At 64.4% G+C, this 19180-nt stretch carries 14 protein-coding genes; 7 read left to right on the top strand and 7 right to left on the bottom strand.

The features are described from left to right. Nucleotides 1–4 precede the first annotated feature (4 nt). The 4 genes from D9M09_RS19235 (at nucleotide 5) to D9M09_RS19220 (ending at nucleotide 5114) form a co-directional block, all read left to right on the top strand. Complete coding sequence (locus D9M09_RS19235; protein WP_070219147.1) at nucleotides 5–1102, top strand: ABC transporter substrate-binding protein; 1098 nt, start codon at nucleotides 5–7, stop codon at nucleotides 1100–1102. A gap of 78 nt (nucleotides 1103–1180) precedes the next feature. Continuing rightward, the gene (locus D9M09_RS19230; protein WP_070219148.1) at nucleotides 1181–2971 is read left to right on the top strand and encodes an ABC transporter permease; all 1791 of its coding nucleotides are present in this window, start codon (nucleotides 1181–1183) and stop codon (nucleotides 2969–2971) included. Nucleotides 2972–2991: 20 nt separating this feature from the next. After that, nucleotides 2992–4065: an ABC transporter ATP-binding protein gene (locus D9M09_RS19225; RefSeq protein WP_070311109.1), complete on the top strand. Its 1074-nt coding sequence runs from the start codon at nucleotides 2992–2994 to the stop codon at nucleotides 4063–4065. A 2-nt stretch (nucleotides 4066–4067) separates the two neighbouring features. Further along, complete coding sequence (locus D9M09_RS19220; RefSeq protein WP_070290559.1) at nucleotides 4068–5114, top strand: AbrB family transcriptional regulator; 1047 nt, start codon at nucleotides 4068–4070, stop codon at nucleotides 5112–5114. Here the strand turns inward: D9M09_RS19220 and D9M09_RS19215 are convergent. Genes D9M09_RS19215 through D9M09_RS19205 form a run of 3 tightly spaced genes read right to left on the bottom strand, consistent with a single transcriptional unit; the run spans nucleotide 5111 to nucleotide 6754 of the window. Further along, a complete protein-coding gene (locus tag D9M09_RS19215; protein ID WP_121670158.1) occupies nucleotides 5111–5893 on the bottom strand; it encodes a DUF2145 domain-containing protein in 783 nt (260 codons plus the stop codon). The two genes, D9M09_RS19220 and D9M09_RS19215, sit on opposite strands and share 4 nt — an antisense overlap. 5 nt (nucleotides 5894–5898) lie before the next feature. After that, on the bottom strand, nucleotides 5899–6312 hold the full coding sequence (locus D9M09_RS19210; RefSeq protein ID WP_162995752.1) for a hypothetical protein: 414 nt from the start codon (nucleotides 6310–6312) through the stop codon (nucleotides 5899–5901). Between the two features lie 19 nt (nucleotides 6313–6331). Next, entirely contained in the window at nucleotides 6332–6754 is a 423-nt protein-coding gene (locus tag D9M09_RS19205) for a hypothetical protein (RefSeq protein ID WP_121670156.1), read from the bottom strand. Between the two features lie 160 nt (nucleotides 6755–6914). On the opposite strand from D9M09_RS19205, the gene D9M09_RS19200 reads away from it, so the two are divergent. Further along, entirely contained in the window at nucleotides 6915–7658 is a 744-nt protein-coding gene (locus tag D9M09_RS19200) for a helix-turn-helix domain-containing protein (protein WP_034785491.1), read from the top strand. A gap of 71 nt (nucleotides 7659–7729) precedes the next feature. Here D9M09_RS19200 and D9M09_RS19195 read toward each other — a convergent pair whose 3' ends face one another. After that, a complete protein-coding gene (locus tag D9M09_RS19195; RefSeq protein ID WP_121670155.1) occupies nucleotides 7730–9136 on the bottom strand; it encodes a DUF3999 family protein in 1407 nt (468 codons plus the stop codon). Continuing rightward, nucleotides 9133–12333: a DUF2339 domain-containing protein gene (locus D9M09_RS19190; protein WP_121670154.1), complete on the bottom strand. Its 3201-nt coding sequence runs from the start codon at nucleotides 12331–12333 to the stop codon at nucleotides 9133–9135. Before D9M09_RS19190 ends, D9M09_RS19195 begins: the two co-directional genes overlap by 4 nt. Nucleotides 12334–12578: 245 nt before the next feature. On the opposite strand from D9M09_RS19190, the gene D9M09_RS19185 reads away from it, so the two are divergent. Next, nucleotides 12579–14465: an MFS transporter gene (locus D9M09_RS19185; RefSeq protein WP_121670153.1), complete on the top strand. Its 1887-nt coding sequence runs from the start codon at nucleotides 12579–12581 to the stop codon at nucleotides 14463–14465. A 3-nt stretch (nucleotides 14466–14468) separates the two neighbouring features. On the opposite strand, the gene D9M09_RS19180 is transcribed toward D9M09_RS19185, so the two are convergent. After that, nucleotides 14469–16010, bottom strand: coding sequence for a hybrid sensor histidine kinase/response regulator (locus tag D9M09_RS19180; protein ID WP_121670152.1), 1542 nt, complete (start codon nucleotides 16008–16010; stop codon nucleotides 14469–14471). 8 nt (nucleotides 16011–16018) lie between these two features. Continuing rightward, a complete protein-coding gene (locus tag D9M09_RS19175; protein WP_121670151.1) occupies nucleotides 16019–17533 on the bottom strand; it encodes an ATPase domain-containing protein in 1515 nt (504 codons plus the stop codon). Between the two features lie 421 nt (nucleotides 17534–17954). Here D9M09_RS19175 and D9M09_RS19170 point away from each other — a divergent pair, with 421 nt between their 5' ends. Then, entirely contained in the window at nucleotides 17955–19175 is a 1221-nt protein-coding gene (locus tag D9M09_RS19170; protein ID WP_121670150.1) for an efflux RND transporter periplasmic adaptor subunit, read from the top strand. Nucleotides 19176–19180 lie beyond the last annotated feature (5 nt).

Raw genomic sequence — 19180 nt, 5'->3', positions numbered from 1 at the left:
AACCATGCAAACCAAGACCATACTCGCCATCGCCCTGGCAGCCGCTTTCGCGGGTACCACCGGCGCCGCCTTCGCCCAGGTGCCGGCAGGTTATCCGGCCGACTACCAGAAGATCATCGACGCGGCCAAGAAGGAAGGCAAGGTGGTGATCTACAGCGCCACCGACAGCAAGGCCGCCGCGCCCCTGATCAAGGATTTCAGCGCGCTGTATCCGGGCATCTCGGTCGAATACAACGACATGAATTCGACGGAAGTGTACAACCGCTTCATTTCCGAAGTGGCCGCCGGCGGCAATACGGCCGACGTGATGTGGTCGTCGGCGATGGACTTGCAGATGCGCCTGGCCTCCGACGGCTACGCCCTGAAATACAAGTCGGTCGAAGCGGCGAAGATCCCCGGCTGGGCCATGTGGGACGACCAGGCCTACGGCACCACGTTCGAGCCGGCCGCCATCGTCTACAACAAGCGCCTGCTCGATCCGAAGGAAGTGCCGAAGAATCACGACGACTTCGTCAAGCTGATCGCCACGCCGAAATTCAAGGACAAGGTCACCACCTACGATATCGAAAAGTCGGGTGTCGGCTTCATGTTCATGGCGCAGGATGCGAAGGAATATCCGCAGTTCCTGGCGCTGCAAAACGCGTTCGGCACGGCCAAGGTGCGCGTGCAGTCGTCGACGGGCACCATGATGGAGCGCATCTCGTCCGGTGAAAACCTGATCGGCTACAACGTGCTCGGCTCCTACGCCCTGGTGCGCGCCAAGACCGATCCGTCGATCGGCGTGGTGCTGCCCAAGGATTACACCTTGATCCTGTCGCGCGTGCAGTTCATCAACAAGAATGCGAAGAACGTCAACGCCAGCAAGCTGTGGCTCGATTACATCCTGTCGCACCGCGGCCAGACCATCATCGCCAACGGCGCCAAGCTGTTCGCCATCCGCGCCGACGTCACGGGCGAAACGACATCGGCGGAACTGATCAAGGAAATCGGCGCGGCCAACGTCAAGCCGATTCCCGTGCACCCGATCATCCTGCAATTTCTGGGACCTGCCAAGCGCATGGCGTTCCTGAAGCAGTGGAAAGAGACCGCCGGCAAGAAGTAAAAATAGCCAATGCCGTCTTGGCCGCCCGCGAGCCTGGCTTGCGGGCGCACGCCGCACCCTTCATTCATTGGATTCATCATGCAAACTGCTATCTTGCCGCTGCCTGCACGGTCGCGCTCTCCCTTGTCGCGCCTGAACTGGCCGCGCGGCGTGGTCGTGGCGATCACACTGGTCGCCATCTTCCTGCCGCTGTTCCTGATTTTTTACCAGAGCTTTTTGAACGCGCCGTTTTTCATGCCCGTGCGCGAATTTGGCTTTGATTCCTACCGTTTCATCTTCGATGATCCCGATTTCGCCATGGCCTTCAAGAATGGCCTGATGCTGGCCTTCGGTCTGACCGTGATCGCCGTGCCGCTGGGCGGCATGCTGGCCTTTTTGATGGTGCGCACGGACCTGCCTGGCCGCGGCTGGGTGGCCCCGATGCTGCTGGTGCCGATCTTTGTGTCGCCGATGGTGATGGGCTTCGGCTACGTCGTCTCGATGGGGCCCGTGGGCTTCTATTCGATCTGGGCCAAGGAGCTGCTCGGCTTCGTGCCGTGGAATATTTATTCCTTCACCAGCATCGTCATCATCGCCGGCCTGACGCACGTGCCGCACGTCTACCTGTACGCTTCGTCGGCCCTGAAAAGCCTGGGTTCGGACGTCGAGGAAGCGGCCCGCGTGGCCGGCGCCTCGCCGATCCAGGTGATGCTCAACGTGTCGCTGCCGATGATCATGCCGGCGCTGGCGTATGCGGGCGTGCTGGTATTTTTCCTCGGCTTCGAGGTGTTCGGCCTGGTGCTGGTGCTCGGCGATCCGGAAGGCCACCTGGTGCTGCCGACCTATCTGTACAAACTGACGAACAAGCTCGGTACGCCGTCGTATCACCTGATGGCCGCCGTCGCCGTCTGCCTGGTGATGGTGACCATGCCGCTGGTGATGATACAGCGCTGGCTGCTGAAATCGGCCAACAAGTATGTGTCGATCAAGGGCAAGGGCGCGCGCAGCAAGGCCATGCCGCTGGGCCGCTGGAAGTGGCTGGCGTTCGCTTTGCTGGCCGGCTGGCTGATCTTCACCATCATCCTGCCATTGACGGGTATCGTGCTGCGCTCCTTCGTGCAGTACTGGGGCGAGGGCGTGCACCTGGCCGACGTCTTGACCTTGCAGCATTTCCGCGACATTTTCGACCAGCCGTCGCTGGTGCGCGGCATCGTCAACACCATCCTGATCGGCGTCGTCGGCGGCGCGCTGGCCGTCGGCTGCTACAGTTTCATCGCGCTGGCCATGCACCGCAAGCAGGACGGCATCACGCGCCTGCTCGATTACAGCGTGCTGGTGCCGCGCGCCGTGCCGGGCCTGCTGGCCGGCCTGTCGTTCCTGTGGGTCTTCCTGTTCGTGCCGGCCTGGCTCGACGGCATCTTGAAAGGCATGGACAACGGCGTGGCCCTGTGGCTGAGCGGCCATGTGATCCCCGTACTGCGCGAAGTGCGCTCGACGATTTTCGCCCTGTGGCTCGCGTATTCGGTGGTGTGGATGGCCTACGGCATGCGCCTCATTTCCACGGCGCTGCTGCAGGTGGGGCCGGAGCTGGAAGAGGCGGCGCGCGCCGTCGGCGCCAGCCGCGGCCAGGTGACGCGCGACGTGACCCTGCCGCTGATCAAATACGGCTTGCTGGGCGCCTGGCTGATGGTGTTCCTGATCTTCGAGCGCGAATACTCGACGGGCGTGTACCTGCTCTCGCCGGGCACGGAAGTGATCGGCGCCATGCTGGTATCGCTGTGGGCAGGCGGCTCGACCGACCTGGTGGCGGCGCTGTCCTTCATCAATATCACCCTGGTGGCCATCGGCCTGGGCATCGCGCTGCGCTTCGGCGTGAAGTTGCATAACTAATTAGAAAATGAGACCACATCATGAATGAATTGACCGTCAATGAACTGCACCTGGACTATGGCACGGGCGCTGCCGCCAACCAGATACTGAAGGGTGTCTCGATGCACCTGCAAAAAGGCGAAGTGGTCGCCCTGCTGGGGCCTTCGGGCAGCGGCAAGACCACCTTGCTGCGCGCCGTGGCGGGGCTGGAAAGCCCGAAGGCGGGCACGATCCAGATCGGCGAGCGCAATGTCTTCGACGGCGCGCAGCATTTCGAGATGCCGGCCGAGCACCGCAACCTGGGCCTGGTGTTCCAGTCGTACGCGCTGTGGCCGCACAAGACCGTGTTCGACAACGTCGCCTATGGCCTCAAATTGCGCAAGATGGGCAGCACGGAGATCGCCGCGCGCATCAAGGAAGTGCTGACGCAGCTGGGCCTGGGGCACTTGGGCGAACGCTATCCGCATCAGCTGTCCGGCGGCCAGCAGCAGCGCGTGGCGATCGCCCGCGCGCTGGTGTACAACCCGCCCGTGATCCTGCTCGACGAACCGCTGTCGAACCTGGACGCCAAGCTGCGCGAAGAAGCGCGCGCCTTCCTGCGCGAACTGATCGTGCGCCTGGGCCTGTCCGCGCTGATGGTGACGCATGACCAGGGCGAAGCGATGGCCATTTCCGACCGCATCCTGCTGCTCAATAACGGCAAAATCGAGCAGCAGGGCACGCCGCAAAGCATGTATGAAACGCCGGACACCCTGTTTACGGCCGAATTCATGGGCAGCAACAACCGCCTGCCCGGCAAGGTGGTGCAGCGCGAGGGCAGCGCCGTGCGCCTGCTGGTCGACGGCGCCTCCATGCAGGGCGTGGCGCGCGGCGCCAACGTGGGCACGGAAGTGACGACGATGATACGCGTCGAAGAGGTGAAGATCAGCGCCACGCAGGTGGACAACGCCATCGAGCTGCCGCTCCTGACCTGCATGTACCTGGGCGACCGCTGGGAATGCCTGTTCGAGCGCGGCGGCGCCGAGAACATCAGCCTGCGCGCGTATTCGCGCCACAAGCTCGACGCGGGCAAGTACTGGCTGCACATGCCGGCCGATAAGCTCTGGGTGTTTTAACGGTGCCGTGGTGGCCGCGCTGGCGCGCCTTTGCTGCCGCGCTGGCCGCCGGGCTGGCGGGCGCCGCCATCTGCCTGTGGCTGCACACGCCGCTGCCGTGGATGATCGGCCCCCTGTTTGCCACGGCCGCACTGCGCCTGGCAGGGCGCGAACTGGCCTGCCCCGTGCGCGTGCGCGAGGCGGGCCAGTGGGCCATCGGCACGGCCCTGGGCCTGTATTTCACGGCGCCCGTGCTGGCCGTCCTCATTCTCTATATGCCGTGGATCGCCGGCGCCGTGCTGTTCGCGCTGGCGCTGGGGGCGTCTGGCGCCATGCTGCTGCGGCGCCTTTCCGGCGTCGACCAGGCCACCGCCTTTTTTGCCATGGCTGTCGGCGGCGCGTCCGAGATGGCGGTGCAGAGCGAGCGCCATGGTGCCGATGTGGGCAAGGTCGCCGCCGCGCACAGCTTGCGCATGATGCTGGTGGTGGCGACCATTCCCTTCGGCGTGCGCTACTGGGGCAGCCATGGTTTGGCCGCGGGGCATGAAAGCTTCGTGCCGGGCGCCGCACTGGTCGACTATGGCGGGCTGACGCTGCTGGTCGGCATCACGGTGCTGGCGGCCCTTGCCTTCAAACGGGGCCAGTTGCCCAATGCCTGGGTCATCGGCCCGCTGCTGGCCGCGCTGCTGCTGACGGCGTGCGGCATCCATCTGTCGCGCCTGCCAGAATGGATGATACGCGCGGGCCAGCTGTTCATCGGCATCGCCCTGGGCACGCGCTTGAGTCCCGCCTTCCTGCATGCCGCTCCCCGCTACCTGGCCGGCGTTGCCCTGTGCAGTGTCCTGATGCTGCTGCTGGCGGCCGCTTTCGGGCTGGGCTTGGCGCACTGGCTGGGCATCCACCCGGGCACGGCCATCCTGGCCACTTCGCCCGGCGGTATCGCGGAAATGTCGCTGACGGCCAAGACCCTGCAGTTGGGCGTGCCCATCGTCACGGCGTTTCACGTGGCGCGCATGGTGGTGCTGGTATTGCTGACGGGGCCGCTGTTCCGCCTGCTGCAGCGTCCTTAGTTCCGCACGACGATTTCCTGCACCTGCGGTTCGCGCTGGCGCATGAAGCGCACGATGGAGTCGACGGTGACGACATCGATCTGGCGCATCATGCGGCGCTCGAACGGGTGATCGTCGAAGGCGATATTCGCGCGGAACATGCGCGCGCCCAGGCGCGTGGCGGCGGGGATGCTCAGCGTTTGCGGCGCGTAGCTGGCGCTGCGCAGCCAGCCTTGCGCTTCGGCGCGCGTTTCGATCTTGCCAGGCTCGTTGCTGGCGGCGGCCAAGGTTTCCAGCACCCACTGGTTCGAGTTCTGGTACTTGGTGGAAAACGGGTAGGCCAGCATATTGTAGTGCGGCTCATGCAGGCGCTTGGGCGTGTTGCTGGTCAGCAGGCGCACCAGTTGCTGCTGCGTATCCTGGCCGGGAATCAGGATCAGCGTTTCGTACATGAACACATCATCCATGAAGAAATTGCCCAAGCCTTCGTTGTACAGCGACGACTGCGCCGTGCCGCATTCATTGAGTTCATGTACCACCAGCCAGCGGCCTTTCGGGTGGTCGCGCCAGGCCAGCGCCATGTGGGAATAGCGCAAATGGTACTTCGACAGGTCCTGGCCGGCACGCGCCACCAGCGCCACCTGCGCGCCCGAGGCGTCGAGCGCCTGCAGGGTCTTTTGCGCCAGGTCCATCGATTTCACGAGGGTGGTCGCATCCGTTTGCTTTTCCTCGCACGAGCGCCCCGCATGGGCGGTGCCGGCCAGGGCCAGGCTGAGAACAATGACGGTCAGGCGTTTCATGGGGTTCACGCTTTCGAATGGTGGAGGATGGCGTTGCCGGCCGCGTTCGGCACATAGGCGATGGCCTTGCCCGACAGCATCAGCATATGGCCCGTCGAGACGGCCACTATGTTGACCACCGTGCCGGCTGACAGCGACAGGCCTTGCATGGCTTTCTGGCTCAGCTTGACGGAAGCCGTGGCGGCGGACGATGCGCCCGTGGCCGCGCTTTTGAGCACGAGCACGCTGCCGTCGGCCGTGTCTTCCACCTTGTCGATGACGATTTCACCGGCGGCGGCCAGCACCGACATGGAGCCGACCAGCACGATGGCCGAGGCCATGCTGGCGTTGTCGGAGGCGTTGGTGGTATCGGAGTTGGCCTGGGCCAGCGGCGCCATGGTGGCGGCGCACAGCAGGGTCATGGCGAGTATGTGTTTCATGGAGGTCCTGTTGTCGGTATTACGCTTTGGAATGGTGCAGCAGCGCCTTGCCCAATTCGTTCGGGATGAAGGCGATGGCCTTGCCGGAAAGAACCAGCATGTGGCCGGTGGACAGCGCCACCACATTGACCACGGTGCCGGCCGCCAGCGACAGGCCCTTGGCCGCTTGCGTGCTCATCTGGATGGACGCGCCGCCTGCTTCGGAAGCGCCTTTCAGCACGATGACGATGCCTTCGCCCACTGTTTCCACGCTGGCAACGACGACCTGGCCGGAGGCGACCAGCATCGACATGGATCCGGCGACGACGATGGCGGAACCCTGGCTGAGGTTTTGCGAGCTATTCGACAGGTTCTCCGAGGCGGCGGCGTGGACCAGGCCGGGGGCGGCCACGGAAAGCGTCAGCAGCGACAGGGACAGGCAGAGGGGCAGCAGGCGTTTCATGTATTTCTCCTTCAAGTGTGCCAAGTGGCAACGCCATCATTGTAGACTGTGGGCAATTGGTCAATGAAAACGCTACTCGTAGCGGGCAGGCATACCGCAGGTAGCGTATTGCGCTACTTTTTTGCCGTCTGAATCAATGCTATTTTTATAAAGGAAGTGCATGCCGCAAACCCACGCCCTGATCGAGGCCTTGAAACGCTTGTTGAAAGCGCGTTCCGTCACGTATGCCGAGCTGGCCCAGCGCATCGGCGTGTCCGAAGCCAGCGTCAAGCGGATGTTTTCGCAGAAGCAATTTACCCTGCAGCGGCTGGACCAGATCCTGGTGGCCATCGGCAGCGATTTCCAGCAGTTGGCGCTGGCCGTGCAGTCAGCCCAGGCCGCGCCCACCCTGATCACGGGCCTGACGTATGCGCAGGAAAAGGAAATCATCGAAGACACCCGGCTGTTCGTGGTGGCCGTCTCCGCCCTGAACCTGCTGCCGCTGGAGCAGATCGTCGCCATCTACGACATCAGCGAAGCGCAAGCCGTGAAATACCTGCTGCGTCTCGACAAGATCGGTTTTCTGGAACTGCTGCCGAATAACCGGGTCAAACTGCTGGTGGCGCGCACGTTTGCGTGGATACCGAACGGCCCGATTCATACCTACTTCAAAAAGGAAGCCTATGGCGACTATTTGAATTCGCAATTCGATGGCGAAACGGAACTGCTGCGCCTGGTGAACGTGATGCTGTCGAAGAAATCCACGGCGGCCTTGCTGGAGCGCTTGAAGCAAGTGGCGGTGGAATTTTCGCAGCAGCACCAGGAAGACGCGCGTCTGCCTGGCGAGGAGCGCCTGGCCATCAGCTTCATGCTGGCGGCACGTCCCTGGATGCCGCAGACGTTCAAGGCGCTGCTGCGGCAGTGAGCCGGCGAGTACCGCGCTCAGCGGCTAATGTTCCTGCTTGTCCGTACTGCCTTGTTCCTCTTTCATTTGCGTCAGCAGGCGCCACGCAAAAAAGCCCAGTACGGCCACGCCCAGCAGCAGTGCCGCCCACAGTGCGGCCAGGCGCCACGGCGCCCCGTCCTTGCTGACGCGCGGGGGGCCTCAGCGCCGGCGTTGGTCTGGAGCGGGCCGGTGCTGGCCGTCTTGAGCGCCAGCAATTCTTCCGCCTTGAAGCCGGGCGCCACCTGCGACAGCGGCTGCGCGACGGCGGCGGCGTTGCTGTTGCCGAATGCCAGCTGGTAGGGCGGCTTGCCGCTGGCCAGGAAGACGACAGTGGCTGGTGTCCAGCCCAGGCGCAAGGCGGGTGCATTGCCGTCAGCGAGCGGGTGTTCCGTGGAGGTCTGCAATACCCATTCGCCAGTCTGCGTCACGGGCATGGCCAGATCGCCCGAGATCCGTTCCTTGCCATCGAGGCCGATGCGGTAAAACGTCGTGCTCAGCAGGGGATCGAAATACGCGCCTTGCGCGGGACGCGCCTGCTGGCGCAAGTGCAGCCGGTGTCGGGGAACATAGCTGTTCTGACGATACACGCCCAGGGTCACGGGCAGCACCGTATTGGTCTGCGTCAATTGCAGGGCGATGCTGTCGGCGGGAATGGCGAGGGGTGTGGCATAGCGCCATTCATTCGCCTGCTTGCCGGGCAAGCCTTGCAGCACGACGCTGGCGCGCGGCGCGGCGATGTCCGTTTCGCTGACGGCTTGCGCCGTGATCGCGGCAAAGGCCAGCGGTTCGCCCGCTTGCCAGCTCAGGCGTGCATAGCGAAACGCGCGCGGCGCAAAGGCGATGCTGTCGTTGGCCAGGGTTTGCGTATCGCTGTTGCTGAGCCAATTCAGGGTGGTGGTGCCGATGGCGTCCCATTGCTTCAGGTCATCACTCACTTCCAGCAGCACTTGCGCGCTGTAATTGTCCGTGCGGGCCGGCGGCGTGAAGCGCAAGGCGGCGATGCGCTTGTCTTGCGCTTGCTTGCCCAGGTCGAGGATCAGCGCCTGCAGCGCCGTCGTCGCCGCTGCCGTGCCGGCGCGCGTGCTGACCGACAGCAGCCGGCCATCGTCGGCCGTGCGGATATCGATGCCTTGCAAGCCATCGCCAGTTGCCGGCGTGCCCGTCACGGGGAAGATACGGGCTGGAATGTTCGTGCGCTGCGTGGCCGATTGCGCGGGCGGCGCGCCGATGGCATAGGCCAGGCGCTTGCCGTCGGCGTCGAACAGGCGCAGGTCGGCCAGGCTGGCCGAGCTGGCGTGCAGGTAGACTTCCCTGGGCAACGATAGCTGCACGATGCCCGCGCCGGCAGGCGACTGGATGGGCATGCTCCAGCGATAGTCATGCGGCCGGTCCTGGCCAGGCGCGGCCAGCGCGGCGCCCGCCAGCAGCAGGCTGCAACAGATCAATATGGGTTTCATGCGGCTCCCGGATGCGGTTCGGCCGGCGCTGTCGCGGCAGCCTTGGGAAAAGGTGCCAGGTAGCCGATCAAGACCATCAGCAAGCCGACACCCACGAAAGAGATGATGCGTTCGATGCCGCCCACGTTCGACAGGTCGATCAGGAACAGTTTCAAGACAACCAATCCCAGCAGCACGGCGCCCATGCTCCATTGCTGGCGCCGCTGCTGGCGGGCCGCATGGCGCATCAGCAGCAGGGCCGTGACACTCCACACGAGCGACAGCATCGCTTGCACGAACTGCGAGGCCAGCATGGCGTCAAAGGTGTAGGGCACGCCGAGGTAGTGCGAGACCGTGCGCAGCAGCATCAGGTTGAACCAGCCATACAGCAAGCACGCGGCCACGACGGGCAAGCGCGCCTGCCACAGGGGCGGCAGCGGGATCTGTCCGGCCGGGAATAAACGGTAGCTGGCAATGGCCAGCAGCACGGCAAAGCCCGTGCTCAGGTCCAGCGGATTGAGCAGCGGCAAGTAGGGCAGCGGTGCCATGGCGCCGTCGTCAAAGACGTTCCATGCGGCGATCAGCAGCAGCGACCACAGCGCGCCCAGCGGTATCAGAGTGCGCTGGTACCACGCGGCAATCGGCGCCACCGGCCAGGCGTTTGCTCGGCAGCGGCGGATCAGCCAGGCCAGTACCAGCATCATGGCCCAGGCCGGCAAGTAGCGGGCCCAGGCAGGGCTGACGCTGTCTTCATGCTGTGCCAGCCAGGTGCTGACATGCATGGCGCCCACGGGCCACAGCATCAGCCATGGCGCGGCCGTGCGCAGCGTGTGCAGCAGGCGCAGCGCCCGCACGTCGAGTGGCCAGCCCGCTTGCGGCCAGGCCCGCAGCAGGTATTCGCCGGCCGCCAGCGCGCAGGCCAGCGCCAGCCAGCTCAAGCCTGTCGGCAGGTAGTCGCGCAGGTACAGCGCCAGCAGCAGGTTGGCGCTCCACAGGCCTAGGCCGAGCCAGGCGGCCACGGTCAACCAGCGCAGTTGCGGCCAGTCCAGGCGCCGGGCCAGGATGGCGAACACGGGCGTCGTGACGGATACGGCGATCAGGTACAGCGCCAGCCAGTGTTCGCCCGCGTGCGGCTGCATGGTCAGGTCGCCGTCGATCAGGCGCAGCAGCCAGCTGACGAGCGGCACGAGGATGGCGGCAAACCACAGCAAGCCGCTCCAGACCAGCAGGGGGCGCGCTACCAGGGCCAGCAGTTCGTCGCCGCCGCGCGCGCGCAGCGCAAGGAAACGGGCGCTGGCAAAGGCGGCGGCGCCCAGCAGCAGGGCGCTGAGGAAGGAACCGCCGAACAGGCTGGCCGGATGCTGGTCCCAGGCCCAGCTGGCGTGGCTGAGCATGACCATGCCGGCCAGTACCTGCACGGCCAGCAGCAGCGCGCGCGGCGCATGCCATTGTTCGCGCCGCGCCAGTGCCGCCAGCAGGGCCGCCACTGCCAGCGCGCTGATCGTCAGCAGGTTCAGTTGCGTGGCGGCGTCCGTGCGCAGCAGGATTTCGCTCCAGATGCCGCCCAGCAGCCAGGCCGTGGCGGCTGTCAGGAACAGCACGGACATGCTGGCCATGAACTCAGGATGCAAGGGGCTGCCATGGCGGCGGAAATTGTAGGCCATCACCAGCGCGGCGGCGGCCAGCAGCGCGCAGCCGAGCCAGATGTTGGCCTGCAGGGCCAATGCCGTATTGAGTTGCTGCATGGCGATGAGGAAGGCAATCCACGCGGCCCCCTGCACCAGCAGGCCGAAGGCCCAGGCCAGCGTTTGGCGCTGGCGCAAGCCGACCCAGACGATGCCCGCGCCTTCCAGCGCCCAGGCGGCCGACGTCCAGCGGCCATCGAGGGCGAACGGGATGGCCAGCGTGCCGAAGACGATGCCCAGCGCGAGGAAGGCTTCGGCCAGCAGTTTGAAGCCGTTCCTGCGCCACAGGGCCACGGCCAGCCCCGTGTAGGTCAAACCGGCGGCCAGGGCGGAAAACGCCAGGCCAAATTTAAAATTCCAGACCAGGCTGTATTGCAGGCCCATGGCGGCCAGCGGCGTGCCGAACACGAGCGTGCCATCCACGTAATGCTTGAGGCGCGGCGCCTGGCGCGCGCAGTAGGCGATCGCGATGCCGATATAGAACAGCACGAACAGGATCAAAAACAGTTGCGTCGACAGGTAGTTGTCCGGGGTGTAGCGCAGCAGGCCCCAGGTGGTGGCGACGACGAAGGTAAATCCAAAGCTCAGCACATTCAGCACGCGCCAGGCGCGTTTCAGGGCGATGGCGAAGACGCCCGCATTGAGCAGCGCGTAATAGCTGAACAGGCCGATATGGTTGCCGCTGCCCGTCGACACGAGCAAGGGCACGGCAAAGCCGCCGACGATGCCGAAGACGGCCAGCCAGACGGCGTTTTGCAGCACGGCCAGCAAACACGTGAACGCCGTCAGCACGAACAGCACGGCAAACGCCAGGCCGGCCGGGATCAGTTCATACAGGCGGAAGGCGCCAAACGTCACCAGCATCAATATCGCCAGCGCCGTGCCCTGCAGCGGCAAGCTGATGCCGGGACGCTTGACGCGGATGCGCCAGGCCCAGGCCAGCAGGGCGATGTCGGCCAGCGCGATGCCGGCCAGGCGCAGTTCGATGGGCAGCGTGACCTGCGCCGACACGTATTTGAGCAGGAAGCTGACGCCGAGGAAGAGGATCAGCAAGCCCAGCTTGGCGACCAGGTTGCCGGTCAACAGCCAGTTCTTCGCCTTGGCAAACTGGCCATCCGGGCGCGCGATCCAGGACGGGGTATTCGGGGCGGCGGGGACAGGTTTGGCGGGAGCCGGCGCGGCGGGCGGCGCAGGCTTGGGCGGGGCTGGCGCCGGCACTGCCGGCGCCGCCTTTGCCAGTTCGACCGGCTCGGTCATGGCCGCTTGCGGCACCGGCGTCGGCGCGGAAACAGGCACAGGCTCAGGCACCGGCACCGGCACAGGCACAGGCACAACACTCTCTACGGCGGGCGGGACAACTGGCGCGTCGGCCTGGCTTTCCAGCGCTTGCAGGCGCTGCTGGATGCCGTTGACTTCCTTGCGCAGGCGCGCCGTCAGCAGCTCCAGATCGGCCACCTTTCTGCGGTATTGCAATGCCAGCACGAAGACGGTAATCAGCAAGCCTAGGATGAACAGCGTGATCAATCCAAACATGGAGTAGCTTTCCTGGAAGGGCAGGGCGAAGGCGCCCGAAGTATGCGCACATTACCTTATTATCAAGAGACTGGCGATTTCTGTTGCGTCAGGGCAAGTACCAGGGGCGGCATCAGGAAGACATGCCAGCATGGCGTGGCTGGCTGTTTCTCGTATTGACGCCAAGCAATATGACGACATTCAGATTGTCGCGCGCAAGATAGTGCTGTATTTTAGCAATTCCTTAATTGCCGGTTCCCCATGCCATGAGTCAAAGCAGCCAGTTTTCCTTATTGTCGCAGCGCCGTTTCGGGCCCTTCTTCTGGACCCAGTTCTTTGGCGCCTTCAACGACAATCTGTTCAAGACGGCCCTGATGGTGATCCTCGCCTACGATGCGCTGAGCTGGACCACGCTCGACCCGTCCACCATCACGAATCTGATTCCCGGCCTGTTCATCCTGCCCTACGTCGTGTTTTCGGCCACGGCCGGCCAGCTGGCCGACAAGTTTGAAAAGGCGGGCCTGGCCCGTTTCGTGAAATGGATGGAACTGGCCATCATGGCCGTGGCCGCCGCCGGCTGGATGACGCACACGCTGTGGCTGCTGGTGGCGGCCGTCGTGGGCATGGGCGTGCATTCGACCCTGTTCGGTCCCGTCAAGTATGCGTATCTGCCGCAGCAGCTCAAACCCGAGGAATTGGTCGGTGGCAATGGCCTGATCGAGATGGGCACCTTTGTCGGCATCTTGTTGGGTGAAATCCTCGGCGCCGTGCTGATCGTGCACAAGCCGCTGGGCGTGGAACTGGTGGCCGGCGCGACCATCGCCGTGGCTGTCTTCGGTCTGATCGCCAGCTACCGCGTGCCGCGCACGCCCGCGCCCGAGCCGGACTTGAAGGTGAGTCTGAATTTTGTCGCCGAATCGTTGCGCAACCTGAATTTTTCGCGCAAGAACCGTCCCGTCTTCCTGGCCATGTTGGGCAACTCCTGGTTCTGGTTTTACGGCGCCCTGATCCTGGCCCAGTTTCCCGTGTATTCGAAGGATTTCCTGCATGGCGACCACAGCGTGTTCGTGCTGCTGCTGACGGTGTTTTCCGTCGGCATCGGCACGGGTTCCCTGCTGTGCGAGCGGCTGTCGGGCCACAAGATCGAGATCGGCCTGGTGCCGTTCGGCTCCATCGGCCTGTCGCTGTTCGGCATCGACCTGTATTTCGCCAGCAATGCGTATGCGAATACGCACATCGTCGACGCGCTGGCGTTTGTGGGCCAGGCGGGCGTGCCGCGCATCCTGATCGACATCGTCATGATCGGCGTGTTCGGCGGCTTCTTCATCGTGCCCCTGTTCGCCCTGATACAGACGCGCTGCGACCCCAAACACATTTCGCGCACGATTGCCGGCATGAATATCCTGAACGCCCTGTTCATGGTGGCGGCCGCCGGCGTGGCCATCGTGCTGCTGGGACGAGGCTTCACCATACCCCAGCTGTTCCTCGTCACGGCGATTCTGAATGCGCTGGTGGCTGCCTACATCTTCTCGCTGGTGCCGGAATTCCTCATGCGCTTCCTGGCGTGGATACTCATCCAGACCGTGCACCGGGTCAAAGTCGTCGATGGCGAGCGCATCCCTGCGGAAGGCGCGGCCGTGCTGGTTTGCAACCACGTCAGCTACGTGGACGCCATCGTCATCATGGCGGCCAGCCCCCGTCCTATCCGCTTCGTCATGGACCACCGTATCTTCAAGATGCCGCTGATGGGCTGGATTTTCCGCACGGCCAAGGCGATTCCCATCGCGCCGGCCAAGGAAGATCCTTTCCTGATGGAAAAGGCCTTCATCGATATCGCGCAAGCGCTGCATCAAGGCGAACTCGTCTGCATTTTCCCCGAAGGGAAGTTGACGCGCACGGGCCAGATCAGCGAATTCAAGGGCGGCATCGCCAAGATCGTCGAGCGCAGCAAGGTACCCGTGATTCCGCTGGCGCTGCGCGGCTTGTGGGGCCATCTGTTGAGCCATCGCAACGGCCATTTGTTCGAGCGCGCCTTCAAGGCGGGCTTGCGCTCGCGTCTGTCGCTGGCCGTGGGCATGCCCGTGGCGCCCGAGGCCGCCACGCCGGAACTGTTGCAGCAAAAGGTGCAGGAACTGCGCGGCAAGTGGAAATAAGCGCTATGGCGTTTGCGTAGCCGTCCCTTCCTGCCGCGCCAGGTGGGCGCGCAGCAGGGCGGTGATGGCGTCGAAATCCACGGGTTTCGTCAGGTGATGGTCGAAACCGGCTTGCTCGGTGCGCGCGCGCGCCTCGCCCTGGCCCCAGCCAGTCAAGGCGATCATCAGCACGTCGCGCCCGTGCGCGCGCTGGCGGATCTGGCGCGCCGCCTCGTAGCCATCCATGTCCGGCATGCCCAGATCCATCACCACCAGTTGCGGCCACGCCATCTCCACGGCTGCCAGCGCCTGCGCGCCGCCATACGCGACCTGGGCCGCATAGCCCTCGAGCTGGAACAGGCTTTGCAGGGAATCGGCCGCGTCGCGGTTGTCGTCCACCACCAGCACTGGCACGGGCTGGCCCGCGCCGGCGGGCGTGCCGCTTCTGGCGGCGGACGGCGTGGCGGGTGCGGGACCGCCGGCGCTGGCCGGCAGGGTGACGATGAAGCGGCTGCCACGTCCGGGGCCGTCGCTGTAGGCCTCGATGCTGCCGCCATGCATTTCGGCAAATTGGCGCGCCAGGCTCAGGCCGATGCCCAGGCCGCTGGTCATCTGGCCCGCCACCGTGCGTCCCTGTTCAAACATGGAAAAGATGCGCGCGATGGCGTCCGGGTCGATGCCGATGCCATTGTCTTCGATCATCACCTGCAACTGGCCCTGCGCCAGGCGTGCCGTAATGTGGATGAGCCCGCCGTCCGGCGTGAATTTCACGGCATTCGAGACGATATTGGCAAAGACCTGCACCACCCGGGCATAGTCGGCGTGCAATGTCACGGCATGCGGCGGTAGATCGACGGTGATGCGGATGTGCCGGCTGCTGGCCGCAGGCAGGCATAGTTCGATGACATGCTCGAGCACTTGCTGTAACTCAAACTCCTTGCGCTGCAGCAGGACCTTGCCGCTGCTGATGCGCGCCACGTCGAGCAAGTCGTCCACCAGCCGCGTCAGGTGCGTCACCTGGCGTTCGATCACGTCGCTCACCTTGCCGACCTGCGCCGATGCCGGAAACAGGTGCTTGAGCAGGGTTACCGACGACTTGATGGGCGCCAGCGGATTGCGCAGTTCATGGCCGAGGCTGGCAATGAATTCGTCCTTGCGCCGCTGCGTCTCGCGCAACTGGTACTGGCGCTGGCGCGCGCGCAGCATGGCGTGCGCCGAGGTGATCAGGGTCAGGATGTGCACGGGGCGTTCCAGCAGGGTCAGGTTGCCCAGGGTGGAAATAGCTTGCCGCACGGGCAGGGAATCGAGTCCCGCGTGCGTCAGCAGGATGATGGGCAAGTCGGACCAGTCCGGCTGCTGCCGGGCATAAGCGTCGAGCACGGTGTAGACGCCAGCATGCAGCGCCTCTTCCACCGTCAGCACGCCGCCGGCGCCCAGCGCCAGCTGCTCGGCCAGTTCGCCGGGCGAGCGGCAGGCGTGGCTGGCGATGGCGCTGCCCGCCAATACCGTGCCGGCCAGGGCGGCATCCTGGCCGGCAGGCGCGTAGATCAGGATGCGCTGCTCCATGGCTATTCCTAAGGGAAAGGCGTGCCGCCGATGGTGGGCAAGCCCGACAAGATGCCGTGAAAGCCGGCCAGGGCCGGGCCGATGCGGATGCCCTGCGGGCTGATCTCGAAACGGCGGATGGTGCGCTCGTGCGCGCTGTCGCGTTTCTTGAAGACGGAAATGGCTTGCCGCACCTCGCCTTCCGTTTCGTAGTAGCGCAGCATGATGACGCTGTCGGCCAGGTAGCTGGCGTCGGCCGCCGTCGTCATCGAGGTGCCCAGCATGTTTTGCTGCACGCCGACGAGCAGGGTGGCCACGCCGTGCTGGCTCAGGTAATTGAGCAGTTCATGCAGGTAGGTGCTCTGGAAGCGTTCATCGGGCACCGCATGCATGTAGCCGTTCAGGCTATCGATGACGATCACCCTGGCGCCCCGCTGCGCCGCGTCGACCACGGCCTGGGCGAATTCGCCCGGTGTCATCTCGGCCGGATCGATCTGCTGTGCGCTCAGCAAACCCGTGTCGAGCGCCTCCTGCAGGCGCATGCCCACGCTGTCGGCCCGGGTTACGAGCTTGCTGCGCGCTTCCTCGAACAGGAACATGGCGCACGGTTCGCCGCGCGCGGTGGCCGCGTGCACGAATTGCGCCGCCAGGGTGGACTTGCCGCTGCCGGCGGGGCCGGAAAGGAGCGTGCTCATGCCTTCTTCCAGGCCGCCGCCTATCATGGCGTCGAGTTCAGGCACGCCGCTCGACAGGCGCCGATGGCCGCCATCGCGGCGCGTGTCGGCCGCCACCAGACGGGGATAGACGACCAGGCCGTCACGGGCGATCTTGTAGTCGTGCGTGCCGCTGCGAAACGCCACGCCCCGGTATTTCACTACCCGCACGCGGCGCCGGTCATTGCCATAGTCCTGGTTTTGCAGCTCCAGCGAGATCACGCAATGGGCCACGCTACGCACTTGCAAGCCGTCGTCCAGCGCGGAACGGTCGTCGATCAGCACGGTGGTGCAGTGCCGGCTGGCCAGGTATTGTTTCAACGCCACGACCTGGCGCCGGTAGCGCAAGGGGTTTTCCGCCAGCAGCTGCAGTTCGGACAGCGAATCGAGCACGAGGCGGGCCGGACGGTGCTTTTCGATGGCGGCCAGGATGCGCTGGTTGGTCGAGGCCAGTTCGATTTCCGACGGGTGGAAGATCGTGTACTGGCGCTCGGGGTCGAGTATATCGTCGCTGGGCGCCACTTCTTCGATGGCGATGCCGGCCAGGTCCCAGCCGTGCGACAGGGCCGCGGCGCGCAGCTCGATTTCCGATTCGGCCAGGGCGATATACAGCACGGGCGTGCCCTTGCGCGCCCCTTCGGCCAGAAACTGCAGCGCCAGCGTGGTCTTGCCTGTGCCTGGCACGCCTTCGAGCAGGTACAGGCGCTCGGGCAGCAGGCCGCCCGTCAGTATGGTGTCGAGACCGGGAATGCCCGTCGACAGCAGTGGCGGCGCGTCCAGGCCGCCCGCGCCATCGTCTTGCGCCGTTCCTTGCGCCTGTGCTGTCGTCATCGCGTCCTCGCTTCGCCACGCTGTGGTCAATATATTAGCGCGTCCGCTGCGGCATGTCTTTTCGATACCATTGGTAAATAATCACGGGCGCCATGCAAGCCGGGGCCGGCAGTGTTGCACACTTGTCGTCAGGCTCAGCAAAGAAATCTTGACCCTGCTAAAGTATTGATTCAATCCAACTCTCCCGCTTTGCCGTTTTGCCGCCGCCGGCCTGAATTTCCGATGGATCCTGCTGGTGCGCACCTGCTGTTGTTGTCGCCATTTAATTGCATCATTAGCAACAAAAAACGCTTAAAGGTTACTTTGTTTCAATTGTAACGCTGCTTGACGATTTTAGAATGATCGTTCATTCTTTGATCTGCGTTAATAAATTTAGTCATTTCTAACGACACTAGCCAGCTTCTTTTTCAGAAAGTCCAAGATGCAACCAACCTTTTCCCTGACGTCGCCGCGTACGAGCGGCGCTATTGCCGTTCTGTGCGCCACTGTAATCATGGCCGGCTGCAGTAAAAAACAGGAAGCACCTCACGCGCAGCAAGCGCCGCAGGTGGTCGTGTTTACTGTTAATCCGGCCGCGTTGCCGATGAGCGCCGAATTGCCCGGCCGCACGAATGCCTACCAGGTCGCCGATGTGCGCCCGCAAGTGGGCGGCTTGATCCAGAAGCGCCTGTTCGTCGAGGGTAGCGATGTGAAAGCGGGCACGGCCCTGTATCAGATCGATTCCGCTACTTACCAAGCCGCCGCCAATTCGGCCAAGGCTGCCCTGTCGAAAGCCAAGGCCAACCTGCTGACGGCCGGTCCGAAAGCGTCGCGCTACAAGGAGCTGGTGGCCATCGAAGGCGTCAGCCGCCAGGAGTACGATGATGCCGTCGCCGCGTTCGAGCAAGCGAAGGCAGACGTCGAGTCCGCCACTGCGGCGCTGGAATCGGCGAACATCAACCTGCGCTACAGCACCGTGACGGCGCCGATCAGCGGCCGCACCAGCCGCTCGACCGTGACGGCCGGCGCGCTGGTGACGGCAGGCCAGGCCGAAGCGCTGACCACCGTGCAGCAACTCGATCCGATCTATGTCGACGTGACCCAGTCGAGCACCGACCTGCTGCGCCTGAAACGCCAGATGGCCGACGGCTCACTGAAGAAAGTGGGCGAAGGCCAGGCCAAGGTCGACCTGATCCTGCCGGACGGCAGCAAGTACGGCGCATCGGGCAAGCTGCAGTTTGCCGGCGTGACGGTCGATCCGACCACCGGCAACGTGATCTTGCGCGCGCTGTTCCCGAACCCGAAAGGCGAATTGCTGCCAGGTATGTACGTGCGTGCGCAGCTGGAAACGGGCGTCGATGAGAAAGCCATTACCGTGCCGCAAGTGGGCGTGACGCGCAACCAGAAGGGCCAGGCCACGGCCCTGATCCTGAACAAGGAAAACAAGGTCGAGCAGCGCGTGCTGACCACCAGCGGCACCATCGGCACCAACTGGCTGGTGACGTCCGGCCTGGCCGCAGGCGACCGCGTGATCGTGGAAGGCTTGCAAAAAGTCAAGCCAGGCGCGCCAGCCGTTGCCGTGCCGGCCAAGGCCGAAGCTGCTCCTGCGCCAGCGCCCGCCGCTGCCGCTTCTGCCGCCGCATCGGCTGCCAGCGCCCACTAATTCAG

The sequence above is a fragment of the Janthinobacterium agaricidamnosum genome (genome assembly GCF_003667705.1).
In the GTDB taxonomy this organism is placed as follows: Bacteria; Pseudomonadota; Gammaproteobacteria; order Burkholderiales; family Burkholderiaceae_D; genus Janthinobacterium.
This window is presented reverse-complemented; position numbering and strand designations above follow the sequence as displayed.